This is a genomic window from Luteimonas campi, assembly GCF_051162505.1.
Classification (GTDB): Bacteria; Pseudomonadota; Gammaproteobacteria; order Xanthomonadales; family Xanthomonadaceae; genus Luteimonas.
Genome location: NZ_JBNWEM010000002.1, coordinates 467,919 through 492,779, shown reverse-complemented (window position 1 = coordinate 492,779; position 24,861 = coordinate 467,919). Strand labels below are relative to the sequence as shown.

Here is a 24,861-nt window from a genome sequence, read left to right as displayed (position 1 = left end):
GCCGTAGCGTGGCCGTGCATCCTTCCAACGGGCCCTCGTGCCCCTGCCACGGAGACGTCTCATGCTCAGGTACGCCATCATCTTCTTCGTCATCGCGCTTATCGCGGCCGTGCTCGGTTTCAGCGGTATCGCTGGTGCCGCCACCAACATCGCCTGGATCCTGTTCGTGGTGTTCGTGATCCTGGCCATCGTGTCGCTGCTGCGCGGCAAACGCGTCTGACCCCAGCATCGATCGCTGCCGGAAGCCCGCCGCAAGGCGGGCTTTCCGTTTCCGGATCCGCGCCGCGCCGCCGGGGACCTCCACCCGCCGGGTTGCGCTCGGCCTCGGCCACGACGCGCCGCCACCCGCCCCGCCGCTACAATGCCGCGCATGCCCAGCGTCCCTCCTTCTCCGTTCGATGCCATCAAGCCGATCGCCGGCCGCGCGCTGGAACTGGCGCTCAACCGGGCGCTGGCGCTGGATGCCGACACCCGCGCCACGCTCGCGCGCCTCGATGGCCGGGTGGTGGAACTGACCCTGGCCGCGCCGCCGCTGGCCCTGCAACTGCGCGTCCAGGGCGATCGGCTGGCGGTGGGTCCGATCCAGCCCGAGGGCGAGCCCGACCTGGCGGTCCGCACCACCTTGGGCGGACTGCTTGGCCAGTTGCCGTTCCTGCGCCGCGACGATGCGCCCGCCGTGGGCCGCGTGCGCGTGTCCGGCGACGCCGAGCTGGCGCGCAGCCTGCAGCGCCTGGCCGAACGTTTCGACCCCGACTGGCAGCAGCCCTTCGTCGGCGTGTTCGGCGAGGTGCTCGGCGTGCAGATCGCCAACACCCTGTCCTCGGCGTTCGCGCAGGCGCGCGCATTGGGCGGTGGGCTGGCGCGCAGCGCCGCCGACTACGTGACCGAAGAGTCGCGCGACGTGGTGGCGCGGGCGGAACTGGAGGACTTCCTCGACGACGTCGACGGCCTCCGCGACGATGTCGACCGCCTGTCCGCGCGCGTGTCGCGACTGTCGGCGGAGCGCGCGGCTTGAGCAGCGTGCTGCGCGCGGCGCGCATCGGTCGCGTGCTGCTGCGCTACCGGCTCGACGCCCTGCTCGACGGCACGCCCGCCGAGCGCTGGTTGAAGCTGATGCGGCCGTTCGTGCCGCGCGCCTCGGCCGCCATCGCCGCGCAGCCGCGCGGCGCGCGCCTGCGCCTGGCGCTGCAGGAGCTCGGCCCGATCTTCGTGAAGTTCGGGCAGATCCTCTCCACCCGCCGCGATCTGCTGCCGCCCGATATCGTCGACGACCTGGCACTGCTGCAGGACCAGGTCGCGCCCTTCGACGGCGACAGCGCGCGCCTGATCGTGGAGAAGGCGCTGGGCGCGCCGGTCGAGGTGCTGTTCGCCGGTTTCGATACCGTGCCGCTGGCCTCGGCTTCGATCGCCCAGGTGCACGCGGCGCGGATGCATCCGGTCGGCGATGCGCCCGGCCGCGAGGTGGTGGTCAAGGTGCTGCGCCCCGGCATCGCCCGCCAGATCGCCGGCGACATCGCCCTGCTGCGCAGCCTCGCCGGGCTGGTCGACCGCACCCATCCCAATGCCGACAAGATCCGCCCGCGCGAGGTGGTCGCCGAGATCGAGAACACCCTGGCGGCCGAGATCGACCTGCAGCGCGAGGGCGCCAACGCCTCGGTGCTGCGCCGCTTCTGGCTGCACTCGCCCGACCTGTACGTGCCCGAGCCGGTCTGGTCGCACACCACCGACAACGTGCTCACCCTCGAGCGCGTGCGCGGCATCAACAGCGACGACATCCAGGCCCTGGACGCGGCCGGCATCGACCGCCGCGCGCTCGCCGCCAAGGGCGTGCGCGTGTTCTACACCCAGGTGTTCCGCGACAACTTCTTCCATGCCGATGCGCACGCCGGCAACATCTGGGTGGATCCGGAGCGCAAGGCCGATCCGCGCTTCATCGCGCTGGATTTCGGGATCATGGGCCAGCTCTCCAGCGAGGACCAGTACTACCTCGCCGAGAATTTCATGGCGATCTTCAACAAGGACTATCGCCGCATCGCCGAGCTGCACATGCAGGCGGGCTGGATGCCGGCGTACATCCGCATCGACGAGCTGGAGGCCGCGGTGCGTTCGGTGTGCGAGCCCTACTTCACCCGGCCGCTGGCGGAGATCTCGCTGGGCGAGGTGCTGGGCAAGCTGTTCCGCACCGCGCAGCGCTACGAGCTGACCCTGCAGCCGCAGCTGATCCTGCTGCAGAAGACCCTGCTCACCATCGAAGGCATCGGCCGCCTGCTCGACCCGAAGATCGACATCTGGGCGGTTGCCCGTCCCGTGCTCGAGCGCATCCTGGTCGAGCGCTACAGCCCGCGCCGGCTGGCCTCGGAGTTCCGCAAGCGTCTGCCCGAGCTGATGACCCAGGCGCCGGAGATGCCGCGCCTGCTGCATGCCTGGCTGCAGCAGCAGGTCGAAGGCCGCCACGAGTTGCGCATGCGCTCGCAGGACATCGTCGAGATCACGCAGACGCTCAAGACGCTGCAGCGACGCATGGTGGCCGCGATCCTCGGCGTCGGCCTGCTGGTGGTGGCCGCGGTGCTGTATGCACTGGAGGCGGGCGGCCCTGCCTTCATCGGCGTACCGCTGTCGTCCTGGGTCGCCGGCGTGGGCGGCCTGTGGGCCATCCTGGCGGCGCTGCCGCGGCGGGGCTAGGTCCCGCCAGCGGCGCGCATGCGCCTGCCGCGCCGCACAGCTGCTTGCTTGCGAACGCGACCCGCCTGGCGTTGCGTTCAGTGACGCGCGGACATTGACGCGGACGCCACGTTTCCTTCGCGGCGCCTGAGCGCTCTCGCCGCTAGCGTGGTCAGCTCCCAACCCCACAGGAAGCCTTCCCCATGAGTCATCTCACCGGCAAGCGCGTCGCCATTCTGGCCGCCGACGGTTTCGAGCAGTCCGAACTGCTCGAGCCGCTGCGCGCACTGAAGGAGCACCAGGCCGATGTCGACATCGTCTCGCCCAAGACCGGCCAAGTGCAGGGCTTCAAGCATTTCGACAAGGGCGAGCAGGTGCCGGTCGATGTGGAGCTTGCGCAGGCCGATGCGGGCCGCTACGACGCGCTGGTGATCCCGGGCGGCCTTTTCAATCCCGATGCGCTGCGCGTGAACGACGATGCGCTGGCCTTCACCCGCGAATTCTTCCAGGCCGGCAAGCCGGTGGCCGCGATCTGCCATGGGCCCTGGGTGCTGGCGAACGCGGAGGTGCTCGAAGGTCGCACCGTGACCTCGGTGCCCAACATCCGCCGCGACCTCGAGAATGCCGGCGCGCGATGGGTGGACGAGGAGGTGGTCGTCGACCAGGGCCTGATCACCAGCCGCACCCCGGAGGACCTGCCGGCCTTCTGCGCCAAACTGGTCGAGGAAATCGACGAGGGCAGGCACGCGGGGCAGAAGCGTTCGGTGGCCTGAACCCGACGCCTCGCAAGTGTGGGAGCGACCCCGGTCGCGAACGCTGTCGCGCGCGAACGCGCTCCCACACGACGCATCCGCGCGCCGCTCAGTCGGTCTCGTGCCGGTAGTTCACCGAGCCGCGGCTTTCCAGCGTGCTCGATTCGATCTCGACGTCGAAACCGCGGCGCAACAGATACTTCAAGGTCAGCACCTGGCCGGTGCCGAGCAGCGACACCCCGAATCCGACGTACAGCCGCGGCGAGAGCTGCTTGCCGATGCCCAGCACGCTCCCGCCCAGCGCGCGCGATTCGGAGACGCCGGCATCGTCCAGGCCCAGCCTTGCGCCGAGCTGTCCGGCCAGCATGCTGCCGCCCGCGGTGAGCGCCGCGGAGGCCGCGTCGAGTTGCCGGCCTTCGGCGCTCGACAGGTTGGATAGGGGCCGCCCCAGCGCAAGGTAGGATAGTGCCTGCGAGTTGTCGCTGGCCGGGTCGGTCCAGACGTCGGCCTGCGGCGCCGAGGCGCGGCCGGTGACGCTGATGCCGGCGGTGATGTCCTCCGCTTCGATGCGGCGCTCGGCGCGGATGTCCAGGCGCGGGTCGGAGACCGGCCCGTCGAAGGTCAGCCGGCCTCGCGTCACCTGCAGCTTCTGTCCGTAGGCGGTGTAGCGCCCGCCGACCTCGAGCGTGCCGCTGCCGGTCATCTCGCGGCCCGGGAAGGCGCGCACGCGCATGCTCCCGCCGAGGCTGCCTTCCAGGCCGAAGCCGCGCAGGCGCACGTCCTCGCCCATGGCCAGGGTGAGGTCCAGCAGCAGCGGCGAGGACGGGCCGGCCTCGGGGTCGACCGGGTCGAGCACCACCACGTCCGGCGATGCCGACACGCCCTGGTCGAGGCGCTCCAGGTCGATCAGCGCGCTGGGCACGGTGACGGTACCGGCCACCGACAGCGGCTGGCCGGCGCTGTAGCGGACCTCGATATCGGGGTCGGCGACGATGCGCAGGTCGCGCGTATTGGACGCCACCACGTTTTCGCCGGTCAGGCGCAGCAGCAGTGGCGCGCGGGTGTCGCGCCAGTTCAGGCTGCCGTCGATGTCGAGCGTGCCGCCACCGGAGGCGACGCTGCCGCTGATGCGGGCGCTGCCGTCGTCCTGCGCATCCAGTGCGACCTCGCCCGATTCGAGCAGGATGCCGAGCGACGGCAGTTCCGCGCTGAAGCCCGACAGCCGCGCCTGGCCGTCGAGCAGCGGCTCCGCGCGGCGCCCGCCCAGCGCGATGTTGGCGGTGAGGCGGCCGGCCGGCTCGACGATGTCGGGCGAGAACAGCTCCAGCCAGGTGAGATCGTCGGTGTCGGCGCTGACTTCGCCCGACAGCGGCGACGCCGGCTCCCAGCCGGTCGCCACGCGCGCGCGGATATGGCCGTCGTCGTTGAACACGGTAGCGAGGGTGGCCTCGATGCTGGCCGGGTTGAACTCGGCCTGCAGACGCAGGTCGCGATAGCCGAGCAGGTCGCTGCGCGAGCGCGCGCTGTTGCGCAGGCCGCCTTCGGCCGAGCGCAGGTCCAGCTGTCCGGCCCAGGCGCGGCCGGCGGGGCGCAGCTGGCCCTCGAAATCGACTTCGCCACGCAGCATCCACGGCCGTCCGCCTTCGCGCTCCGGCAGCCAGGGCGACACCAGCGATAGCGGCAGACCGAGCCCGGCGACGGCCACGCCGCGCCGCGGCCAGTCGGCATCGGCGCACAGCGCGCCGCCGCCGGCCGCGTCCAGGCAGCTGCGCGAGAGCGTCAGCGCGCCCGCGCGCTGGCTCCAGCGCGCGGGCGCCTGCAGCTGCCATGCCGCGCCGCGCACCGGCTGCAGCTGCAGCCCGGCGAGGCTGCCCGACCAGCCGGCGCCATCGCGACGCGCGCTGCCCTGCAGCGCCAGCGATCCCACGGCCTCGCTGCGCGCCTGCGCGTCGAGTTCGAGGTTCTCGACCGCGCCGCGTGCGCGGATGCGGGCCTGGTCCAGCGCCAGGCCGGCCTGCAGCCCGCTGCCCTCCAGCTGCAGCTCGCCACCGGCGCCCGACCAGGGCAGCCGCCCCTGGATGGACAGCGCGCTGGCGGCATAGTCGCGCCAGCGCAGTCCACTGCCGTCCAGGTCGGCTTCCAGGTCGGGCGCAGTGCGGTCGCCCCGTGCCAGGACGGTACCGCGCAGGCTGCCCGACGCGCCCGGCAGCAGGTCGGCCAGGTCGAGCGGGGCCAGTCGCGCGTCGAGCTCCAGGCGCTCGGCCAGCGTGCCGCGCGCGTCGATGCGGCTGCCGCCGATGCGCAGCGCCGCCTCGCCGGTGTAGTCGGTGCGGGTCTGGCCGGTGGCCGGGCCCTGCATGGCGAACGAGGCCTGTCCGCCGAGGGCGCGGCCGCGCAGGCTGCCGCCCAGTTCGCTGGCCTGGACGTCCAGGGTCAGCCCGCCGTCGTCGCGGATCCCGCCCTTGCTGGCCAACTGCCCGTCGATGGCGCCGCTGAAGGCGGGCGCGAAGTAGCCCGGGTCGAATCCCGCCAGCCTCGCCTCCAGGTCCCAGCGCAGCGCGGGCGCCCAGCCCACCTCGCCCGTGGCGTCGAGGCGCCCGCCCGGGGTCGTCGCGCGCAGGGTCCGCAGGCGCAGGGTCTCCAGATCGCCGCGGCCGTCGAGTTCGACCTGGGCGCGCAGGTCGTCGCGCGCCAGCTCCGCCCGGCCGATCACAGCCCAGGCGGAGCTGGTGCCGGCGAGCCCCAGGTCCGCATCCACGCCGATCGCCGGCGCCGGATCGGCCGGCTCCGGATCCGGCGCCTGCGGGTCGCCCGCCAGGCGCAGCCCGCGCGCATTCACCGCGAAGCGGAAGTCGGCCGCGCGCGGTTCGCTGAAGTCGCCGCGCCCGCGTGCGGTGATGCGACCGCCGAACACATCCAGGACCAGCGGCTGCAGCTCCAGCACCTGCTCCTCGAGCTTGAGCCTGGAGGGCTGCAGCACCGCATGCAGCGCGCCCTGGCGCAGCTCGCCCTCGAGGTCGGCCGCGCCGCCGCGGCCGTCGGCGAGCACGTTGAACGACAGTGGCGCGCCGGGCTCGTCGCCGGCGAGCAGCGCCGGGTCGAGCCCCTCGGACGAGGCACGCAGGCTCCATTCCTTGCCGCGCAAGGCCAGCGCCATCCGCAGCGGGTCGGGCGCATGGCCGACCACGGCCACGTCCATGTGGTCGAGGTCGCCACGCGCGACCAGGCCGATCCTCGGCCGCGGGCGCGGGAAGGGCGCGGGCAGCAGGGCGCTGGCGGTGAGGTCGGTGCGGTAGTGCTCGTCCGGCGCGTATACGCCGTCGACGCCGAAGCGGCCGCGGTCGCTGTCCACCACCAGGCCGGCGATGCGCAGTTCGCCCTGGCGCGCGTCGAGGCCGCCGCGGATCGTGGCGATGTCGATCAAGGCTTCGCCCAGCCGGGTCAGCCGCAGACCGTCGACGCGGATGGTGTCGGCCTGCAGCGACAGCGGCAGGTCGATGCGCGGCAGCACTTCCGGCCAGGTCGGCAGTTCGAACGGGGTATCGGCCGGTTCCGGCAGGTCCAGGACCGCGCCTTCCACGTCCAGCGCGTCCAGCCGCAGGCGCCGGCCGACCAGCGGGGCGATCGCCGGATCCAGCACCACTCGCTGCGCGGTGAAGGTCAGTGTGGTCGGCTGCGCGCACTGGCCGTAGGGCACCGGCTGGCCCTCCACGTCGGGGCAGCCGCGCTGCACGTAGCGCACGCCGTGCAGGGTCAGCGGGCCGGAGGCGGGACCCTCCGCGCGGTCCCAGGCCAGCTCGCTGCCCGCCGGCAGCGCGGCGACAATGCGCGCCAGCAGGAAGTCGCGACCGCCCAGGGTGGTGAGCAGCCAGTACAGCAGCACGCTGGCCAGCAGCACCAGCACGACCGAGGTCAGCGCGCTGCGGATGGCGAGCATGCGCAGTCGCCGGCGCCTGCGTTCGCGCAGTTCGGCGATGCGCTGCTCGCGCTCTTCGGGAGAGATGTCCGCGGGCAACCGTGCGCGTCGAAAGGCCATCGTCAGAATTCCGCGCCGATGCTCAGGCCGATGGTGAAGGGCGAGTCCGGATCGTCGAGCCCGCGCGCGATGTCGAACTTGACCGGCCCCACCGGCGAGCGCCAGCGCGCGCCGATGCCCACGCCGGTGTGCCAGTCGGGCGAGGTGCTGTCGAAGGCGCTGCCGCTGTCGACGAACACCGCCGCGCCCCAGTCGCCGTAGAAATAGCGTTCGTATTCCACGCTCGCGGTGACCACGTTGCGCGCGCCGGTGGCCAGGTAGCCGGTTTCGCGCGGCACGCCGTCCTCGTCCTCCTCGTAGCGGGTCAGGCGCGGCCCGACCTCCCGCCACTCGTAGCCGCGGATGCTGCGATCGCCGCCGGCGTAGAAGCGCAGGCTGGGCGGCATGTCCACCAGCGCGCTGGTCCAGGTGTAGCCGGCCTCCGCGCGCAGGATCAGCCGTGCGTTGTCGCCCATGCCCTTGAAGGTGCTGGCGCGGGCGTGGACCTGCGCGAAGCTGGCATCGGAACCCACGCCCTCCAGGCCGCTGCGCAGGGTCAGCGAGCCGCCCACGCCGCTGGTGGGGAAGACGCGATCGTCGACGTTGACATAGTCGGCGCGTACCGAGGGGAAGCTGAAGGTGGCATAGCGGTAGGCGAGCGGCAGGGCCGCATCGTCGCCGTTCTCGCCCGGGTAGGCCCAGCGCTCGCGCAGTACGTGCAGCGACGCGACCAGGTTCACCTGGGGGCTGTACTGGCCGCTGCGGCTGCCCACCAGCTCGATGCGGCGGGTATCGATGTAGTCGGTCTGCTCGTCGTAGCCCTGCAGGCTGACCGTGTACCAGCCGTCGCGCCAGGCGAAGGCGGGAATGCGGTACTGCAGGGTGAGGGTCTTGCGCTTCTGCGCGTAGTCCAGCTGCGACAGCGCCTTGTGTCCGCGCGTGTTGACGTAGCGACGCTCCAGGCCCAGGCGCACGCCCGCACCGCTGTCGGTGCCGTAGCTCAGGCCGGCGGTGTAGATGTTGCGCTTGGCCGGGGTGAGCTTGACCGTCAGCGGTACGCGGCCGTCGACCGCCTGCGCCGGGTCGGGGGTGATCTCGATGTCGCCGAAGTAGTCCAGCCGCGCCAGCGAGGTGCGCAGGCGGTCGATGCGGCCCTGATGGTAATAGTCGCCTTCTTCCCAGTAGACCAGGTTGCGCAGCAGCTCCTCGCCGATGATCGGGCGCGTCTGTTCGAAGCGAGTGGGGCCCATGTCGTAGCGGATCCCGCTGGTCCAGACCAGTTCGACGTCGGCGGCGTGGTCCGCGCGCGTGACCTCGACCCGACGCGAGGAGAAGTCGGCGTCGAAGTAGCCGCGCTCGGTGAGGCGGCGGCTGATGCGGATCTTGCTGGCCTCGTAGTCGGCGTGGTTGAAGGTGGCGCCGGGCGAGGGGATGAAGTTGTCCAAGTCGGCCTGCAGGTAGCGGTCCTGGCCGCCCTCGCCGATGATCGCGATGTCCGCATTGCGCACCCGTACCGGCTCGCCCGGATCGACCCGGATGGTCACCGAGACGCTGCCGTTGTCGCGGCTGCGCTCGACCTCGACGACCGGCGAATAGAAGCCGAACGGCTCCAGCGCCTCGCGTGTCTCGTCCTCGGCCGCGCGCACCAGGTAGCCCATGCGCCGGCCGCTGACCTCCTGCCCGGCCGCGTCCACCAGCGACAGCGACACGCGCACGTTGTTCTCCATCTCCTCGTCCAGCCCGAGGATGCGCACTTCGCCCACGGTCACGGCATGCGCGATGCCGAGCGGGAGGAACAGGAGCGCGGCGATGGCGGCAATGCGGCGGGGGAATCGCATCGGGGGAGGATACCCAAGCATTGTGGAAAGACGTTTAACGGTTCCAGGCTGGAACGCGGCGGGCGCGGCCCAGGCCCGCTGCGCGGAACGCGAAGAGGCTGCTGGCGCGGGCGAGCAGGGTCCCGGGAGCCGCGAAGGCCGCGGCGACGCCGTGCGCTGCAGGAGGCAGACATGGGTGATCACCGGTGGAAGGCCGGCCGCGCCGCGGGCGACCGGAGGCGGTGGGGGCCAGCCAGCGCATCCGCAGTTCGACGACCCGCCGCGGGACTGCGCGTTCCGCGCGCCGCCGCGCCGCGCCGCGTCGCGTTCCGCATTGTGCATGGCGCATGGCGAGGGCTGCGGCACGTTCGATGCGGCGTCTTTCACCTTCCGCTGCCGCCGCCGCGCCGAGCACCGGTCTGGCCAGCCATCCTTGCCGACCGACGGGCCATTGTGGGAGCGACCTTGGTCGCGAACGCCTTCGCGCGCGCTCCCACAGCTCCCGGCGGACCCCGTCGTGGACCGTCGTGGACCGTCGCGATACTGGCTTGCTCCCCAGCCCGGGAGCGGCGCAGCCGCGTCGAGGCGCCCCCCGCTGCCGCTCAGGCCGACAGGTGCTCGATCGCCGCCACGCTGCCCAGTCGCGCGGCCAGTCGCTGGAGCAGGGCCAGGCGGTTGCGGCGCACGGCCTCGTCCTCGACATTCACCATCACGTCGTCGAAGAACGCATCCACCTGCGGCCGCAGCTGCGCCAGGCGCTCGAGCACGGCGGCGTAGTCGCCCTGCGCCAGGGCCGCGTCGGTGTCGCGGTAGGCCGCCTCGACCGCATCGGCCAGCGCCACCTCGGCCGGCTCGCGCAGCAGGGCGCGGTCCTCGGCATCGGGAATCGCGCCCTCGGCCTTGCGCAGGATGTTGCCGATGCGCTTGTTGGCCGCTGCCAGCGCTTCGGCCTCGGGCAGCGCAGCGAAACGGCCGATAGCGGCCAGGCGGCGGTCGAAGTCGGTCAGCGACGCGGGCTTCAGCGCCGCAACCGCATTGAAGTGCTGCGCCGGCACGCCCCTGTCGGCGTAGTAGCCGCGCAGGCGGTCGAGGATGAAGTCGTAAAGTTCGCCGACGAGTGAACTAACAAGCGTGCGGACAGTGGAATCGTTGCAATGAAGCTGGCGAAGCTCTTCATCGATCTGGTCGATGATGAGTTGCTTATCGTGAAGTTGCGCTCTCTGCGCCTTTTCGAGTTCAGCCGCAAGTTCTTCGGTTCGAAGAGCAACTAAGACTTTGGCGAAGTCCTCTCCTGTACGTTCGAGTGATCGCCTAAGGTCAAGATTCAACTCACCCTCGATCACCGTCCGCGCCAACCCCAGCGCATTGCGCCGCAGCGCGAACGGATCCTTGTTGCCGGTCGGCTTGAGCCCCGCGGCGAATCCGCCCGCCAGGGTGTCCAGCCGCTCGGCGATCGCCAGCACCCGGCCCAGCGGCGAGGGCGCGATGTCGTCGGCGGCGAAGCGCGGCTGCCAGGCCTGGTCGATGGCGTCGGCCAGCGCAACGCGATCATCGTGCGCCAGGTCCGCCAGCGCCACGTCCTGCATCGCGTAGTGGCGGCCGGCGATGCCCTGCAGTTCGGGGAACTCGTTGACCAGGCGCGACTGCAGGTCGGCCTTCGACAGGCCCGCCGCGCGCCGCGCCAGCGCCGGGTCCAAGCCCACCTGGGGCGCGATCGCCTCAGCCAGCGCGGTCACGCGCGCCACCTTGTCGGCCACCGTGCCCAGTTTCGCCTGGTAGGTCACGTTGGCCAGCCCTGCGTTCATCGCCTCCAGGCCCTGCTTCATGTCCTCGACGAAGAAGAACTTGGCATCGGCGAAGCGCGGCCGGATCACGCGCTCGTAGCCCTTGCGGATCTCGCTGTCGTCCTTCGGATCGACGTTGGCGATGCCGATGAAGTGCGCGGTCAGCCGGCCTTCGCCCTCGAGCACCGGGAAGAACTTCTGGTTGGCCTCCATCGTCGCCACCAGCGCTTCCTGCGGCACGGCGAGGAATTCCTCCTCGAACGTGCACGAGACCGCGCGCGGCCATTCGTTGAGGCAGACCACCTGCTCGAGGTTGTCCTCGTCGATGCGCGCGCGGCCGCCCGCGGCCGCTGCGGCGGCCTCGACCTGCGCGACGATGCGCGCGCGACGTTCATGCGGATCGACCAGCACCTTCGCGCTGCGCAGCGAATCGACGTAGTCGGCCGGCGTGGACAGCCACACCTGCTTGTCGTGCAGGAAGCGGTGGCCGCGGCTCATCCGATCGGCACCGATGCCGAACACCTCGGCCTCCACCACGTCCTGGCCCAGCAGCAGCACCAGCCACAGCACCGGGCGCGCGAAGGCGTAGTCGTGGTCGCCCCAGCGCATCGGCTTGGGGATCGGCATCGCGGCGATCGCCTCGCGCACGACCTCGGGCAACAGCGCCGCGGTCCGCGCGCCAGGCGTGACCGCGCGGTGCACGAAGCGCTCGCCCTTGGCGTCGCTGGTTTTCTCCAGCTGGGTCCAGTCGATCCCGGCCTTGGCTGCGAACCCCTGCAGCGCGCGCGTGGGCTGGCCCTCGGCGTCGAGCGCGATGCTCAGGTAGGGACCCAGCACTTCCGAGCGCTGCTCCGGCTGTTCGACCGCGACGCCCGGCAACAGCACCGCCAGCCGGCGCGGCGTGTACAGCGGCTTCGCATCGCCGCGTTCGACCGCGATGCCGCGCCTGTCCAGCGCCGCCAGCACGCCGTCCAGGAACGCCTGCGCCAGCCCGGGCAGGGCCTTGACCGGCAGTTCCTCGGTGCCCAGTTCGATCAGCAGCGGAAGTTGTGTGCTCATTCGCTCAAAACCTTGGTCGGCTCCCTCGTCCGCCTGCGCGGGAGGGCTGTGGAAGGGGCGATCGCCGCGGCGTCCCCCTTCGCCTGTCGGGCACCTGCCCGCGCGGGCGGGAAACTCAGGCGGCCTGCGGTGGCGCCTTCAGGCCTGGAAAGCCCAGCTTCTCGCGCTGCTCGTAGTAGGCCCGCGCGACCGCCTGCGCCAGCTTGCGCACGCGCAGGATGTAGCGCTGGCGCTCGGTGACGCTGATCGCGCGGCGCGCGTCGAGCAGGTTGAAGCTGTGGCTGGCCTTGGTGACCTGGTCGTAGGCCGGCAGCGGCAGGCCGAGTTCGACCAATGCCAGCGCCTCGGCCTCGCAGGCATCGAAGCGGTGGAACAGTTCGGCCACGTTCGCGTGTTCGAAGTTGTAGGCGCTCTGCTCGCGTTCGTTCTGCAGGAACACGTCGCCATAGGTGACCACGCCCTGCGGGCCTTCCGTCCAGACCAGGTCGTAGACGTTGTCGCAGTTCTGCAGGTACATGCACAGGCGCTCGAGACCGTAGGTGATCTCGCCCAGCACCGGCCTGCACTCCAGGCCGCCGGCCTGCTGGAAGTAGGTGAACTGGGTGACTTCCATGCCGTTGAGCCAGACCTCCCAGCCCAGGCCCCAGGCGCCGAGCGTCGGCGATTCCCAGTTGTCCTCGACCAGGCGCAGGTCGTGCACCAGCGGGTCGATGCCCAGCTCCTTCAGCGAGCCGAAGTACAGCTCGACGATGTTGTCCGGGCTGGGCTTCATCGCCACCTGGTACTGGTAGTAATGCTGCAGCCGGTTGGGGTTCTCGCCGTAGCGGCCGTCGGTGGGCCGGCGCGAGGGCTGCACGTAGGCCGCGTTCCACGGCTCCGGCCCCAGTGCGCGCAGGAAGGTGGCCGGATGGAAGGTGCCCGCCCCCACTTCGAGGTCGAGCGGCTGGATCAGCACGCAGCCCTGCGCCGCCCAGTAGGCGTTGAGGCGGGTGATCAGTTCCTGGAACGTGGGTCCGGTCATGGCGCGTGGATTCGGCGCGTTCGCGCGGCGCGCTAGTATAGCGGCGGACCTCGCATCGGCCGGTCCGCCGGCATCCGGAGCCATGTTGAACGAAGCCTCGCGACCCGCCCCGTCGCCCGTGCGCCTGCCCGCCGGCCGCCTGGCGCTGGAGCCGGTGATCGCCGCGCTGGTGGCCGATGGCCTGCTCGCGGCCAAGGATGCCGAACACGCCCGCGCCAGCGCACGCCACGTGCGCGGCCTGGAGGCCGTGCACCCGCTGGTGCTGCTGGCCAACCTCAAGCTGCCGTCCGCGCAGCGCGCGGGCAGCGAACTGGGCCTGGAGACGCTGACCGAATGGCTGGCCCGCGCCAGCGGCCGGCCCTACCTGCGCATCGATCCCACCAAGATCGTGGTGGCCGAGGTCACCGAACTGGTCTCGCACGCCTACGCGCGGCGCCACCGGATCCTCCCGGTCGAGGTCAGTCCCGACCGTGCCCGCATCGCCACCAGCGAACCGATGGCGCTGGACTGGCTGCCCGACGTGCAGCGCCTGCTGCGCCGCGAGATCGAACTGGTGGTCGCCAACCCGCTCGACCTGCACCGCTACACCATGGAGTTCTACGGGGTCACCCGCTCGGTGCGTGGCGCCCAGGCCGACGGCGGTGGCGACAAGTCCACGCAGGCGCCGAGTTTCGAGCAGCTGGTCGAACTGGGGCGCGCCGGCGACGTCAATGCCGACGACCACCACATCGTCAACATCGTCGACTGGCTGCTGCAGTACGCCTACGAGCAGCGCGCCTCCGACATCCACCTCGAGCCGCGCCGCGACGTCGGCCGGGTGCGCTTCCGCATCGACGGCGTGCTGCACAAGGTGTTCGAGATGCCGCCGCCGGTGATGACCGCCGTGGTCTCGCGCATCAAGGTGCTCGGGCGCATGGACCTGGCCGAGCGCCGGCGCCCGCAGGATGGCCGCATCAAGACGCGCTCGCCCGGCGGGCGCGAGGTGGAGATGCGCCTGTCGACCATGCCCACGGCCTTCGGCGAGAAATGCGTGATGCGCATCTTCGACCCGGACACGGCCTTCAAGTCGATCGAGCAGCTGGGCTTCGATGCCGACGAGGCCGCCACCTGGCAGGAGCTGACCAACCGCCCGCACGGCATCGTGCTGGTCACCGGCCCCACCGGCTCGGGCAAGACCACCACGCTGTATTCCACGCTCAAGCGGCTGGCGACCAGCGACGTCAACGTGTGCACGGTGGAAGACCCGATCGAGATGATCGCGGTCGAGCTCAACCAGATGCAGGTGCACCACCAGATCGACCTGAGTTTCGCCCAGGGCGTGCGCACCCTGCTGCGCCAGGACCCGGACATCATCATGATCGGCGAGATCCGCGACCTCGACACCGCGCAGATGGCGGTGCAGGCCTCGCTCACCGGCCACCTGGTGCTCTCCACCCTGCACACCAACGACGCGCCGTCGGCGATCACCCGCCTGCTCGACCTCGGCCTGCCGCATTACCTGATCGCCAGCACGCTCAACGGCATCCTCGCCCAGCGCCTGGTGCGCACCCTGTGCCCGCACTGCAAGGCGCCGAAGAAGCTCAGCGCCGAAGCCTGGCACGCGCTGCTGCCCGGCCCGCACCCGCCGCCGGTGCCGACCACCGCCAACGGTCCTGTCGGCTGCCTGGAGTGCCGCAACACCGGCTACCTCGGCCGCGTGGGCCTCTACGAGCTGATGCCGGTGACGCCGCTGCTGCGCGCGCTGATCCGTCCGGACATGGAGCTGGCCGCCTTCACCCGTGCCGCGGTGGGCGAAGGCCTGCGCACCCTGCGCATGGCCGGCGCGGAAAAGGTGGCGCAGGGCCTGACCACGGTGGAGGAAGTGCTGACGGTGCTGCCGCCGACGGAATAGGGTCGCGGCGGCGACCGGCATCGGGCCGGCAGGTGCCTGCAGCCGATGCAGTAGCATGTCGGCATCGTGGCGCAGGCCACCTCGAAGGCGAAGCAGGGCAGTCATGTCGACGCGGGCAATGGGTCCGGCCACCGGTTGGTCGTGGCTGGCGCGGGCGGTCAATCTGGGCCGCGGCAATCCGAAGGCGGTGATCGGCGCCATCGCGCTGGTGGCGCTGGTGGCGGTGCTGCCGAGCCTGGTGCAGATGCTGCTGCAGCCGGCGATGGGCACGCAGCCCAATGCGCTGCTGACCGTGGCCGCGCTGACCACGCTGGCATCGCTGGTCGTGTTCCCGCTGCTGATCGGCGGCGTCCTGCGCGTGATCGACGCGACCGAGCGCGGCCATCCGGCCCGCGCCACCGGGGTGTTCGATGCCTTCCGCGGCGGCCAGGGGGCGGGGCGCCTGATCGGCTTCGGCCTGCTGATGACCGCGCTCTACCTGCTGGTGTTCGGCACCATCATCGGCAGCTTCGGCCAGGGCCTGCCGGAGTGGTACATGCAACTGGTGCAGCTGACCATGGAGGCTGGTGGCAAGCCGGTGCAGCCGGGCGATATTCCCGCTCCGCCCTCGGGCCTGGGCATGGTGATGGCGCTGGGCCTGCTGTTCGGCCTGTTCCTGGGCGGCGCCTATGCGATCGGCTTCGGCCAGGTCGCGCTGGGCGGACGCGGCGTGCTGGCGGCGGTGGGCGATGGCCTCGCCGGCGCGCTCAAGAACCTGCTGCCGATCGTGGTGATGTCGGTGCTGGCGATCGTGGCGCTGTTCGCGCTGACCCTGGTGGTCGCCCTGCTGGGCGGCGTGCTGGCCCTGGTCGGCGGCCTGGTGCATCCGGGGCTGGCGGCGCTGCTGGTCGCGCCGGTCTATCTCGGCATGATCCTGCTGATGTACGTGGTGATGTTCGGCGTGATGTACCACATGTGGCGCGACATCTGCGCCGAGCCGGTGGCGCCGCCGCCGCTGCCGGACAACCAGGTCGAGCTCTGAGGCCGGGCGCCGGCGACGCGTCTTTCCACGGGCGGTGAGGCGCCCCGCGTGCCTTCCCGCCACGGCAACGCCCCGAACGGAGCAGGGCAGCGCGGACCGGGACGCAACGGCCGGGAGACGGCCAGGCGATCCCGCTACAGCAGCACGGCGTCGAGGGCGCGATGCATGGCCGCCTGGGTGCCGACGAACAGCCAGGCCGCGATGGCGACGGCGGCAAGGCATTGCAGGACCAGCCAAGCTGCCGCCCAGGCGGGCAGCCCCTTGGCGGGGTCCACCCGCAGCACGCGCGTGCCGGCGATGCGGTCGTGCAGGGCCTGGTAGCGCGGCGGCGTCAGCGCCAGCAGATGGCCGATGTTGAACGTCAGCCAGGACAGGGTCCCGGCCAGGTGGCGCGCCGCCGCGCGCGCCAGGCCGATCCGGCCGCCAGAGGCGGTGCAGCTGCGCAGGCCGAGCGCGCGTTTGCCGGGCGTGGCCTGCGCAGGCGAGGCCTCCCAGCCCGCGAACCACGCCAGCGCCAGCACGCAGGCCAGCAGCAGCGGCGGGAGCAGGGTGCCGGCGATCGCCTCCGACAGCGACGTCACCAGGGCGCGCTGCGCCGGATCGGCCAGCCATGCCTGCGACAGCTCCAGTGGCGAGCCGCCCTGCGCCAGCAGGTCCAGCATCGCGCGCGCCATCGCCTGCACCAGGGCGTCGAAGGCCTCGGCGATCCGGGTCGCCCCGTTGCGCAGGGTATGGGTGCTCGTCAGCGCGGCCACCAGGAGCACCGGCGCCATGTCCAGCGACCAGGCCGCGTAGCGGCGCGACAGCCCGCAGGCGCGGCGTGCGCGACGCTCATGCCTCGTCCGGCGCCTCGCTTCCACGGCGCGGCACCACCATGCGCGCGGCGATGATCCCGGCTTCGTACAGCAGGCACATCGGGATCGCCAGCATCAGCTGCGAGACCACGTCGGGCGGGGTGATGATCGCGGCCAGGATGAATACGCCCACGATCGAATAGCCGCGCCATTCGCGCAGCTGGTCCGGGGTGACCCAGCCCAGCGCGACCAGGATCACCAGCGCCACCGGCAGCTCGAAGCTGATGCCGAAGGCCAGGAAGATCACCAGCACGAAGTTCAGGTAGGCGTTGATGTCGGTCATCATCGCCACGCCGTCCGGCGTCACCGCGGTGAGGAAGCCGAACACCGCGGGCAGCACGACGAAGAACGCGAATGCGCAGCCGGCATAGAACAGCGCCACCGCCGAGACCAGCAGCGGCAGCGCCAGCCGCTTCTCGCGCTTGTACAGGCCCGGCGCGACGAAGGCCCAGGCCTGGTAGAGCAGCCAGGGCATGGTCACCAGCACCGCGGCGAACAGCGCCAGCTTCAGCGGCGCGAAGAACGGCGAGGCGACTTCCACCGCGATCAGGTGCGCACCCTGCGGCAGCTTGTCCAGCAGCGGTTGCGCGAACCAGCCGTACAGCCGGTTCGCGAACGGCAGCAGCGCCACCAGGGCCAGGCCCAGGCCGATCATGGCGCGCAGCAGGCGCGTGCGCAGCTCGACCAGATGCTCGATCAGGCTGCTCTCGCCGCTGTCGTGCTCAGCGCTGGCGGCCATCGTCCCGGTCCATCTCGTTGTCAGGGGAGCGGACAGGGTCCGCGGTCGACGGCGCGGGCGCGGCCTGCGTGTCGTCCATGTCCGTGTCGGCGGCGGGCGCCTGCTGCACGGCGTAGGCGTCCGCGTCGGTCGTCAGGATCCCGGGCGCCGCTGGCGCGGTGGCGGGCGCCGCAGCCACCTCCCGGCGCAGGCTCTCGATTTCCCGCCGCGCCTCGGCCTCGGCGGCGCGAACCTTGGCCTGCACCTCGGCCTCGGTCTCCTGCATGGTCTTCTGCAGGTCGCTGGCAGCCTGTCTGGCGTCGTGCAGGCTGCGCTTGAGTTCATCGGCCGCCAGCTCACGCTCGAGTTCGGACTTGACCGAATACCACTGCGCGCGGGCGCGCCGCACCCACAGACCGGCGAAGCGCGCGGCCTTGGGCAGGCGCTCGGGGCCGAGCACGACCAGAGCGACCACCGCAATCAGCAGCAGCTCGGTGAATCCGATATCGAACATGACGTGGCCGCGGACCCGCGGTCAGTGCGAGACGGTGTCGTCCTGCCGGGCCTTGCCCGACACGGTGCCTTCGCGCTCCTGCTGCGGCTGGTGGTCGAGCTCGCCGGCGGGCTTGTCCTCGTCGGCCATGCCCTTCTTGAACCCCTTCACCGCCTCGCCCAGGTCGCGGCCTGCGCCGCGCAGGCGCTTGGTGCCGAACACCAGCAGCACCACGACCAGCACGATCAGCCAATGCCAGATGCTGAAACTACCCATTGCACGCTTCCGGGGACAGGTGAGGAGCGCTCAGGATACTCCAGCCCGCGCGGCCCAACCGTGAGCGGCCGCCCGCGACGTCCGTTCAGGGGGTCTCGGGCAGCGGCTCGACGCGGGCCGGATTGTCGTTCACCGGCTCGAACGGCTGCGGCTGCGGGTCCACCACCAGCTGGCGGGACAGCGGCACCGTGCTCGCGCCCCCGGCATCGGCGGGCGGCGGAGCCGCGGCCACCACCGGCGCGCTGCTGCCGGTGCCGCGCGCGGCGCGGGCCGAGGCGGTGGCTTCCTCGAGTTGGTCGCGGAAGGCGACCACCGCATCGGAGGGCGCCTGGCCCGCGCGGCCCTCGAAAATCATCCGCGGCGTGGTGCCCGCGCCATAGACCAGCTGGTTGGCGTCGTTGTCGATCTGCAACACCGCGCCGTCCAGGGCGACGCCGGCGAACAGGCCGCGCGCGCGCGACCACGACCAGATCTCGGCCTTGAGCTGGCCGTCGGTGGCGGCGGCGGCATTGCGCCCGACCGGGCCGGCCGCCACGCCGGCGTCCGCGCCCAGGGTGACCTTGCCGTTGACGATCGACTCCAGGCTGCGGTCGTTGCGGAACACCAGCACCACGTCGGAGGACTGCACGCCGGCCTGGAAGCCGATGCTGCCGCCGGTGAGCTTGACGAAGCTGGGATTGGACCAGGTGCCGTCGGGGGATTTCACCGACAGCAGGCCATGGCCACGGCGGCCGCCGAGCACCAGCCCGACCTTGAGCGTATCGGGGACGACCACGATCGCGCGCGCCTCGTCCAGCAGCTTGTCCGGGATCGCCGATTCCGGGATGCCCTGCACTTCGTTGAGCACGCGCAGCGCGTTGGCCGCGCGCGCGTCCTCCTCTGGCCCGGCGACCGCCGCGCCGCTGGCGAACGCCAGGGCCAGCATCGATGCGAGCAGCGTCTTGCGCAGCGGGGACGACAGGCGGGAACGGGGCATCGCGGACTCCGGAAGACAGGGGCACCGCGCGTCGCGGCGACGGCTCAGGCTAGTGACGGGGCGATGAATCGGGCATGAGTTGAGCCGGCCTATCGCAGCCATCGAAAACGACGCATGCCAAGGCCGGCGTGGCCTGCCATCCTATGCGCATGACCACTCCAGCTCCCGCGCCCGGCGGCGCGACGCCAGACACCGCCGTCATCCTGGTCAACCTCGGAACGCCGGACGCGCCCACCGCCGATGCGGTGAGGCGCTATCTGGGCGAATTCCTCGGCGATCCGTTCGTGGTGCAGATCCCGAAGCTGCTGTGGTGGCCGCTGCTGCACGGCGTGATCCTGCCGCTGCGCTCGCCGCGCGTGGCGAAGAAGTACGCCGGAATCTGGATGGAAGGCGGCTCGCCGCTGGCGGTGCATACGCGGCGGCTGGCCGAAGCGCTGCAGCCGCGTCTGCCGGGCATCGCGGTGGTGCATGCGATGCGCTACGGACAGCCGGCGCTCGTCGCGCGGCTGCGCGAGCTGCGCGCGGCCGGCGTGCGCCGGGCGCTGGTGCTGCCGCTGTACCCTCAGTATTCCTCCACCACGACCGGAACCGTCGCCGCGCTGGCCGGAGCTGCTGCGGGCGCACCGGCGCTGCGCGTGGTCCGCGACTACGCGACCGATGCGGGCTGGGTCGCGGCCGTGGCCGATTCGATCCGCGCGCATTGGCAGGCCATGGGTCGCGGCGAACGGCTGCTGTTCTCCTTCCACGGCCTACCGCAGCGCCTGGTCGATGGTGGCGATCCCTACGCCGCGCAGTGCGAGGCCAGCGTGGCCGCACTCGCGCGCGCGCTTGCGCTGGACCCCGCGGATTACTTGCTCACCTACCAGTCGCGCTTCGGCCGCGAGCGCTGGCTGGGGCCGGCCACCGACGAGACCCTGCGCGCGCTCGCGGCCGATGGCGTGCGCCGCGTCGACGTGGTCTGTCCCGGCTTCGCCGCGGACTGCCTGGAGACGCTGGAGGAGATCGCGATGGAGAACGACGAGCTGTTCCGCGAGGCGGGCGGCCAGTCGCTGCACTACATCCCCTGCCTCAACGACGCGCCTGCGCACGCCGATGCGCTGGCGGCGCTGGCGCTGCGCGAACTCGCGACCTGGGACGCGCAGGCCTGATGCGCGAGTTCCATCTCGACATCGCCTTGGGCCGCATCCACGGCCTGCGCCAGGGCGGGCCCGGCCAGCCGCCGGTGCTGGCCCTGCACGGCTGGCTCGACAATGCCGCCAGCTTCGTGCCGCTCGCCGCGCATCTTTCCGGCATCGAACTGGTTGCGGTCGACCTGCCAGGGCATGGCCGCAGCGCGCACCTGCCGCCGGGCGCGGACTATTCCTTCGCCGGCGCGCTGCATGCGGTGCTCGACATCGCCGATGCATTGGGCTGGCCGCGCTTCGCCCTGCTCGGGCATTCGATGGGCGCGGGCATCGCCAGCCTGCTCGCCGCGGCCGCGCCCGAGCGGGTGACGCGGCTGGTGGCGATCGAGGCGCTGGGCGCGCTGCCCGAGGCCGAGGAGAACACCGTGCCGCGGCTGCGCGAGGCGGTGGCCGCCGGGCGGGCGATCGGCGGCAAGCGCCTGCGCGTGTTCGAGGAGCTCGACACGCCGGTGCGCGCGCGCACCCTGGCCCGGACCGGCGCGATCAGCGAGGCCGCAGCGCGGCTGCTGGTGGAGCGCGGGGTGCGCGAGGTGGAGACGGACGACGGCCGCCGCGGCTGGGCCTGGAGCAGCGACCCCCGGCTGACCTTGCCCACCCTAGTGCGGATGACGCCGGGCCAGGTGCGTGCGCTGATCCGCGGCATCGAATGCCCCACCCGGGTGATCCATGCCGATCCGCCCCAGCCCTACCTGCCCGAGCCGCTGCGCAGCGAACATGCGGCGCTGCTGCCCGAGGGCGAACTGCAGGTGCTGCCCGGCGGGCATCACCTGCACATGGAGCAGCCGACCGCGGTGGCCGCGGCGATCGGCGATTTCCTGCGTGGCCGGGAGAACGCGGCCACGCGCTGAGGCGCCTGCGGCGGGAACCCTACTGGCGCGGTCCCTGCAGCTGCACGCCCACGATCACGTGCTCGTCGCCGTTGTTGCGGTTGAACGACAGCGTCGTGCTGCGGCGCTGCTCGGCCTCGCCCTTCTCGAAGGCCAGCATCGCGGTGTCCGACGAATGCTGGGCCGACATGGACTGGGTCCAGCCCTGCGCCTGCATCGCTTCGCGCGCGGCGGCGAACAGCGTCGAGACCTGGCCGGGCGCGGTGAGGCTGACCATGCTGACGTCCTGCAGGTCCATCACGCTGTTGACCTGATAGTCGGCAGGCAGATAGATGTCGCTGGGGAAATCCTGCGGCAGCGCCACCGATTCGCCCGAGCGGATGGCCAGTTCGCCGTCGGCCGAGCGCAGCGTGACCTGGTCGCCGTCGCGGTCCACCTTGACACCGGTCGCACGCTCGATGGCGACGTCGGCGGCGCTCTCGCCGGCCTTCTGGCAGCCGCCGGCCGCCAGCACCAGGGCCAGGACGAGCGAAAACTGTGACACGCGCTTGGCAACACCGTTCATCGCATCCCCTGAGGCGGACTGGTGGAGTGGGTCGATGGAACGGATAACGCGGTCCGGTGCCGCAACAGGTCAGGCCGACAGCAGGACGTGCAGGCCGGCCTTGAGCCGGCGGCCCTCGCTGCGGAAATAGTCGCGCGAGTCGCGCCAGTCGGGGCAGCGCGCCTCGACCTCGCGCCAGAACCGGCGCGAGTGGTCGGCGTGGATCAGGTGGCAGAGCTCGTGCACCAGCACGTACTCGAATGCGGCCGGACGCCCGAGCACCAGGGCCAGGTCGAGGGTCAGGGTGCCGTCGGGGGCCAGCGAGCCCCACTGCGAGGACAGCACGCGCAGCCGGATCCGCGAAGGTGGCCGCGGCAGGCCGGGCAGATAGGCCGGCAGCCAGCGACCGATGTCGGCGCGCGCCTGGGCTTCGTAGAAGTCGCGCAGCGCGCGCGCGATCGCCGCCGCGCCGGCACGGGGCGGAAGCTGCAGGCTCAGCGCCTGGTCGTCGCCGACCACGCGTGCGACGCGGCCCTCGGCCCAGTGCAGCGGCAGCTGGAGGCCGCGTAGCGGCACGCTGCCCGGTTGGCCCGGCACCAGCGGCGAGACGTCGCCAGGCTGCTGCGCCAGCTGGTCGGTGAGCCAGTCGCGGTGTTCGTGCACGAAGCGCTCGCCCGCGACCAGGCTGGTGCGGGGCGGCAGGGTCAGGCGCGCGCCGCGTTCGCCCACGCTCAGCCGCAGGCGTTTGGCGCGGGGATCGCGCACGCGCAGCACGTCGATGCGGCGTCCATCGGACAGCACGAAGGGAAAGGTGTCGCGCTGCAGCCGGGATGAGCCCGGCGCCGTCGGCGACAGTCGAAACAGGGAAGGCATGGAGGGAATGCTAACTGCTGTGGTCGACGGCGCGCATGAACCGGCGCGTCGCGGACATCGGAAGCGCGGCGCGCCGGACGCGCGCCGCGCGGGGAGTTCTCAGGCGTCGGCCTTCGACAGCTTCAGCGCCTTCTCCAGCACCGTGAACAGCCGCGCGAACTCGGCGCTCATCAGCGCGAAGCGCGCGTCGAGCTCGGCGCGGATGTCGTCGCGCTCGCTCGATTCGAGCTGGTCCACCGCGCCGTCCAGCAGCTTGAACTTGCGCACCACCAGGTCCTCGCCGAGCACGAAGGAGACGTGGTCGTCGAGGTTCAGCGCCAACTTCGTGACCTGCTTGCCGGAGTCCAGATGCTTGGTGATCTCGTCGCACTGCAGTTCCTGGCGCTGGCACTTGACGATGGCACCGTGCTCGGCCGGGTCCTTGAGCTCGCACTCCTCGCCCAGCGACAGGCCCTCCGGCAAGGGGTCGCCCGCGATCCAGCCGGTCAGCACGCTGCGCGGCGCGACTTCGGCGTTCAGGGGCAGCGCCGGGAAGCTGCCCATCGCGTTGCGGATCTCCGACACCACGGCCTCGCCGCTCTTGCGGCTGGAGGTATCGATGGCGCAGACGCCGTGCTCCAGGTCGATCAGCGCATCGGTGCGCGAGGGGCGCACGAAGGCGCGCGGCAGCAGTTCGTGGATGAGGTCGTCCTTCATCTGCTTGCGCATCCGGCTGCCGGGGCGCCGGCCCTGCTTCTGCTCCATCTCGGCCAGCCGGTCGGCCAGCATCTCGTTGACCACCGACGAGGGCAGCAGCCGGTCTTCACCGCCGACGGTGAGCCAGATCGCATCGCCGATACGGTGGGAGAACGCCTCGCCGTTGCGCCCGAACGGCGGGATGAAGCCGCGCGAGGACAGCTCGAGCGGGCCCACCGGCTTGAGCGGATGGGTGGCCAGCAGTTCTTCGATGCTGCTGAAGTCGAGCGTGGTGGGGAAGCGGAACAGGGTGAGGTTGCGAAAGAACATGGGGGAATGGACCGTAGGTGGGGATGGGGTGCGCGGACGCGGATCGAGGCGCGTTGGGGCGCACGCAGGTGCTCATTGTGACCGCTGCGGTCGCAGGGGCGGAGATGCGCCTGCCGTCGCGCGGGCGAAGCGACCGGCCTCAGGCGTGGTCGCCGCCCGATGCGGCCGGGCCGGGATCCGTCCCGCCGCCGAGCCAGGCATGCGCATCGGCCTGTGCGGCGCCATCGCGGTGGCCCAGCGAGAGGAAATCGAACAGTTTCGGGTCGCTCAGCTGCGAGGGGCGGATGTCGCCGAGCGCGCGGGCGATCGTCTCGATGCGGCCGGGCGCGTCGTGTTCCCACTGCGCCATCATCTTCTGCACCTGCTTGCGCTGCAGGTTCTCCTGCGAGCCGCACAGGTTGCAGGGGATGATCGGGAAGTCCTTCGCCTGCGCGTATGCGGCGATGTCGTCCTCACGCACGTAGGCCAGCGGGCGGATCACCACGTGCTTGCCGTCGTCGGACAGCAGCTTGGGCGGCATGCCGCTGAGCTTGGCGTGGAAGAACAGGTTGAGGAAGAAGGTGGCGACCAGGTCGTCGCGATGGTGGCCCAGCGCGATCTTGGTGTAGCCGTGCTCCCCGGCCCAGGTGTACAGCGCGCCGCGGCGCAGGCGCGAACACAGCGAGCACATGGTCTTGCCTTCCGGGATCACCCGGCTGACCACTGAATAGGTGTCCTGCTCGATGATGTGGAAGTCCACGCCGATCGAACGCAGGTAGTCGGGCAGTATGTGCTCCGGGAAACCGGGCTGCTTCTGGTCGAGGTTGACGGCGGTGATCGAGAACGACACCGGCGCCTTCTTCTGCAGTTGCAGCAGCACGTCGAGCATGGTGTAGCTGTCCTTGCCGCCGGACAGGCAGACCATCACCTTGTCGCCTTCCTCGATCATGCCGAAGTCCGCGATGGCCTTGCCGACCTGGTGGCGCAGGCGCTTGGCCAGGCGGTTGGCCTCGTGCGCACCGCGCCGGTCGGCGTTGCGCAGGGTAGGCATGGGCAGGGGGACGACGGTTTCCATCCGCGGATTTTACCGGTCCGCGTGCCGCCGGGTCCC

Annotated in this window: 21 protein-coding genes; 8 read left to right on the top strand and 13 right to left on the bottom strand. The window is 71.5% G+C overall.

Annotated elements, in window-relative coordinates; translation table 11 throughout:
• Positions 1 to 61 precede the first annotated feature (61 nt).
• The 4 genes from ACQYVW_RS07195 (at position 62) to ACQYVW_RS07180 (ending at position 3,434) form a co-directional block, all read left to right on the top strand.
• On the top strand, positions 62 to 220 hold the full coding sequence (locus ACQYVW_RS07195; protein ID WP_434935475.1) for a DUF1328 domain-containing protein: 159 nt from the start codon (positions 62 to 64) through the stop codon (positions 218 to 220).
• Positions 221 to 370: 150 nt separating this feature from the next.
• On the top strand, positions 371 to 1,015 hold the full coding sequence (locus ACQYVW_RS07190) for a ubiquinone biosynthesis accessory factor UbiJ (protein WP_434946502.1): 645 nt from the start codon (positions 371 to 373) through the stop codon (positions 1,013 to 1,015).
• Positions 1,012 to 2,682 (top strand): ubiquinone biosynthesis regulatory protein kinase UbiB, encoded by a 1,671-nt coding sequence (gene ubiB / locus ACQYVW_RS07185; protein WP_434935479.1) that lies wholly within the window; start codon positions 1,012 to 1,014, stop codon positions 2,680 to 2,682. The genes ACQYVW_RS07190 and ubiB overlap by 4 nt, the downstream gene beginning before the upstream one ends.
• 182 nt (positions 2,683 to 2,864) lie before the next feature.
• Positions 2,865 to 3,434 (top strand): type 1 glutamine amidotransferase domain-containing protein, encoded by a 570-nt coding sequence (locus ACQYVW_RS07180; RefSeq protein ID WP_434946501.1) that lies wholly within the window; start codon positions 2,865 to 2,867, stop codon positions 3,432 to 3,434.
• A gap of 88 nt (positions 3,435 to 3,522) precedes the next feature.
• Here ACQYVW_RS07180 and ACQYVW_RS07175 read toward each other — a convergent pair whose 3' ends face one another.
• The 4 genes from ACQYVW_RS07175 to glyQ form a co-directional block, all read right to left on the bottom strand.
• On the bottom strand, positions 3,523 to 7,449 hold the full coding sequence (locus tag ACQYVW_RS07175) for a translocation/assembly module TamB domain-containing protein (protein ID WP_434946500.1): 3,927 nt from the start codon (positions 7,447 to 7,449) through the stop codon (positions 3,523 to 3,525).
• Positions 7,450 to 7,451: 2 nt separating this feature from the next.
• The gene (locus ACQYVW_RS07170; protein ID WP_434946499.1) at positions 7,452 to 9,266 is read right to left on the bottom strand and encodes an autotransporter assembly complex protein TamA; all 1,815 of its coding nucleotides are present in this window, start codon (positions 9,264 to 9,266) and stop codon (positions 7,452 to 7,454) included.
• A gap of 581 nt (positions 9,267 to 9,847) precedes the next feature.
• Positions 9,848 to 12,088 (bottom strand): glycine--tRNA ligase subunit beta, encoded by a 2,241-nt coding sequence (glyS, locus tag ACQYVW_RS07165; protein ID WP_434946498.1) that lies wholly within the window; start codon positions 12,086 to 12,088, stop codon positions 9,848 to 9,850.
• 115 nt (positions 12,089 to 12,203) lie between these two features.
• Positions 12,204 to 13,109 (bottom strand): glycine--tRNA ligase subunit alpha, encoded by a 906-nt coding sequence (gene glyQ / locus ACQYVW_RS07160; RefSeq protein WP_434935458.1) that lies wholly within the window; start codon positions 13,107 to 13,109, stop codon positions 12,204 to 12,206.
• A gap of 82 nt (positions 13,110 to 13,191) precedes the next feature.
• On the opposite strand from glyQ, the gene tfpB reads away from it, so the two are divergent.
• Entirely contained in the window at positions 13,192 to 15,000 is a 1,809-nt protein-coding gene (tfpB, locus tag ACQYVW_RS07155; RefSeq protein ID WP_434946497.1) for a type IV pilus assembly ATPase TfpB, read from the top strand.
• A gap of 103 nt (positions 15,001 to 15,103) precedes the next feature.
• Positions 15,104 to 16,021 (top strand): hypothetical protein, encoded by a 918-nt coding sequence (locus ACQYVW_RS07150; protein WP_434935454.1) that lies wholly within the window; start codon positions 15,104 to 15,106, stop codon positions 16,019 to 16,021.
• A gap of 134 nt (positions 16,022 to 16,155) precedes the next feature.
• Here the strand turns inward: ACQYVW_RS07150 and ACQYVW_RS07145 are convergent, their stop codons facing one another.
• From ACQYVW_RS07145 to ACQYVW_RS07125, 5 genes are all read right to left on the bottom strand, one after another.
• Entirely contained in the window at positions 16,156 to 16,881 is a 726-nt protein-coding gene (locus ACQYVW_RS07145) for an RDD family protein (RefSeq protein ID WP_434946496.1), read from the bottom strand.
• Positions 16,853 to 17,614, bottom strand: coding sequence for a twin-arginine translocase subunit TatC (gene tatC, locus ACQYVW_RS07140; protein WP_434935450.1), 762 nt, complete (start codon positions 17,612 to 17,614; stop codon positions 16,853 to 16,855). The genes ACQYVW_RS07145 and tatC overlap by 29 nt, the downstream gene beginning before the upstream one ends.
• Positions 17,598 to 18,107, bottom strand: a complete 510-nt coding sequence (tatB, locus tag ACQYVW_RS07135; RefSeq protein WP_434935448.1) for a Sec-independent protein translocase protein TatB — start codon at positions 18,105 to 18,107, stop codon at positions 17,598 to 17,600. Before tatB ends, tatC begins: the two co-directional genes overlap by 17 nt.
• 21 nt (positions 18,108 to 18,128) lie before the next feature.
• The gene (tatA, locus tag ACQYVW_RS07130; RefSeq protein WP_434935446.1) at positions 18,129 to 18,362 is read right to left on the bottom strand and encodes a Sec-independent protein translocase subunit TatA; all 234 of its coding nucleotides are present in this window, start codon (positions 18,360 to 18,362) and stop codon (positions 18,129 to 18,131) included.
• A gap of 85 nt (positions 18,363 to 18,447) precedes the next feature.
• Positions 18,448 to 19,338 (bottom strand): lipid-binding SYLF domain-containing protein, encoded by an 891-nt coding sequence (locus ACQYVW_RS07125; RefSeq protein WP_434946495.1) that lies wholly within the window; start codon positions 19,336 to 19,338, stop codon positions 18,448 to 18,450.
• 149 nt (positions 19,339 to 19,487) lie between these two features.
• Here ACQYVW_RS07125 and hemH point away from each other — a divergent pair, with 149 nt between their 5' ends.
• Positions 19,488 to 20,486 carry a ferrochelatase gene (hemH, locus tag ACQYVW_RS07120; protein WP_434946494.1) on the top strand — a complete coding sequence of 333 codons (999 nt, stop codon included), beginning with the start codon at positions 19,488 to 19,490 and terminating at the stop codon, positions 20,484 to 20,486.
• Positions 20,486 to 21,370 (top strand): alpha/beta fold hydrolase, encoded by an 885-nt coding sequence (locus ACQYVW_RS07115; RefSeq protein ID WP_434946493.1) that lies wholly within the window; start codon positions 20,486 to 20,488, stop codon positions 21,368 to 21,370. Before hemH ends, ACQYVW_RS07115 begins: the two co-directional genes overlap by 1 nt.
• A 19-nt stretch (positions 21,371 to 21,389) precedes the next feature.
• Here ACQYVW_RS07115 and ACQYVW_RS07110 read toward each other — a convergent pair whose 3' ends face one another.
• The 4 genes from ACQYVW_RS07110 to ttcA all read right to left on the bottom strand — a co-directional run bounded on the left by ACQYVW_RS07110 (position 21,390) and on the right by ttcA (position 24,825).
• Positions 21,390 to 21,914, bottom strand: coding sequence for a hypothetical protein (locus ACQYVW_RS07110; protein ID WP_434936362.1), 525 nt, complete (start codon positions 21,912 to 21,914; stop codon positions 21,390 to 21,392).
• A gap of 69 nt (positions 21,915 to 21,983) precedes the next feature.
• A complete protein-coding gene (locus ACQYVW_RS07105) occupies positions 21,984 to 22,766 on the bottom strand; it encodes a M48 family metallopeptidase (protein ID WP_434946492.1) in 783 nt (260 codons plus the stop codon).
• A 99-nt stretch (positions 22,767 to 22,865) separates the two neighbouring features.
• The gene (locus ACQYVW_RS07100; RefSeq protein WP_434936358.1) at positions 22,866 to 23,771 is read right to left on the bottom strand and encodes a recombination-associated protein RdgC; all 906 of its coding nucleotides are present in this window, start codon (positions 23,769 to 23,771) and stop codon (positions 22,866 to 22,868) included.
• Between the two features lie 139 nt (positions 23,772 to 23,910).
• Positions 23,911 to 24,825 carry a tRNA 2-thiocytidine(32) synthetase TtcA gene (ttcA, locus tag ACQYVW_RS07095; protein ID WP_434946491.1) on the bottom strand — a complete coding sequence of 305 codons (915 nt, stop codon included), beginning with the start codon at positions 24,823 to 24,825 and terminating at the stop codon, positions 23,911 to 23,913.
• Positions 24,826 to 24,861: the final 36 nt, after the last annotated feature.

Excerpts from the sequence above, each read along its gene's own strand:
- hemH (WP_434946494.1), top strand. The coding sequence starts at position 19,488 with ATGACCACTCCAGCTCCCGCGCCCGGCGGCGCGACGCCAGACACCGCC.
- ttcA (WP_434946491.1), bottom strand. The coding sequence starts at position 24,825 with ATGGAAACCGTCGTCCCCCTGCCCATGCCTACCCTGCGCAACGCCGAC.
- ACQYVW_RS07180 (WP_434946501.1), top strand. The coding sequence starts at position 2,865 with ATGAGTCATCTCACCGGCAAGCGCGTCGCCATTCTGGCCGCCGACGGT.
- glyQ (WP_434935458.1), bottom strand. The coding sequence starts at position 13,109 with ATGACCGGACCCACGTTCCAGGAACTGATCACCCGCCTCAACGCCTAC.
- ACQYVW_RS07190 (WP_434946502.1), top strand. The coding sequence starts at position 371 with ATGCCCAGCGTCCCTCCTTCTCCGTTCGATGCCATCAAGCCGATCGCC.
- ACQYVW_RS07175 (WP_434946500.1), bottom strand. The coding sequence starts at position 7,449 with ATGGCCTTTCGACGCGCACGGTTGCCCGCGGACATCTCTCCCGAAGAG.
- ACQYVW_RS07170 (WP_434946499.1), bottom strand. The coding sequence starts at position 9,266 with ATGCGATTCCCCCGCCGCATTGCCGCCATCGCCGCGCTCCTGTTCCTC.
- tatC (WP_434935450.1), bottom strand. The coding sequence starts at position 17,614 with ATGGCCGCCAGCGCTGAGCACGACAGCGGCGAGAGCAGCCTGATCGAG.
- ACQYVW_RS07195 (WP_434935475.1), top strand. The coding sequence starts at position 62 with ATGCTCAGGTACGCCATCATCTTCTTCGTCATCGCGCTTATCGCGGCC.
- ACQYVW_RS07125 (WP_434946495.1), bottom strand. The coding sequence starts at position 19,338 with ATGCCCCGTTCCCGCCTGTCGTCCCCGCTGCGCAAGACGCTGCTCGCA.
- ACQYVW_RS07110 (WP_434936362.1), bottom strand. The coding sequence starts at position 21,914 with ATGAACGGTGTTGCCAAGCGCGTGTCACAGTTTTCGCTCGTCCTGGCC.
- ACQYVW_RS07105 (WP_434946492.1), bottom strand. The coding sequence starts at position 22,766 with ATGCCTTCCCTGTTTCGACTGTCGCCGACGGCGCCGGGCTCATCCCGG.
- tatB (WP_434935448.1), bottom strand. The coding sequence starts at position 18,107 with ATGTTCGATATCGGATTCACCGAGCTGCTGCTGATTGCGGTGGTCGCT.
- tfpB (WP_434946497.1), top strand. The coding sequence starts at position 13,192 with ATGTTGAACGAAGCCTCGCGACCCGCCCCGTCGCCCGTGCGCCTGCCC.
- tatA (WP_434935446.1), bottom strand. The coding sequence starts at position 18,362 with ATGGGTAGTTTCAGCATCTGGCATTGGCTGATCGTGCTGGTCGTGGTG.
- ACQYVW_RS07150 (WP_434935454.1), top strand. The coding sequence starts at position 15,104 with ATGTCGACGCGGGCAATGGGTCCGGCCACCGGTTGGTCGTGGCTGGCG.
- ACQYVW_RS07100 (WP_434936358.1), bottom strand. The coding sequence starts at position 23,771 with ATGTTCTTTCGCAACCTCACCCTGTTCCGCTTCCCCACCACGCTCGAC.
- ACQYVW_RS07115 (WP_434946493.1), top strand. The coding sequence starts at position 20,486 with ATGCGCGAGTTCCATCTCGACATCGCCTTGGGCCGCATCCACGGCCTG.
- glyS (WP_434946498.1), bottom strand. The coding sequence starts at position 12,088 with ATGAGCACACAACTTCCGCTGCTGATCGAACTGGGCACCGAGGAACTG.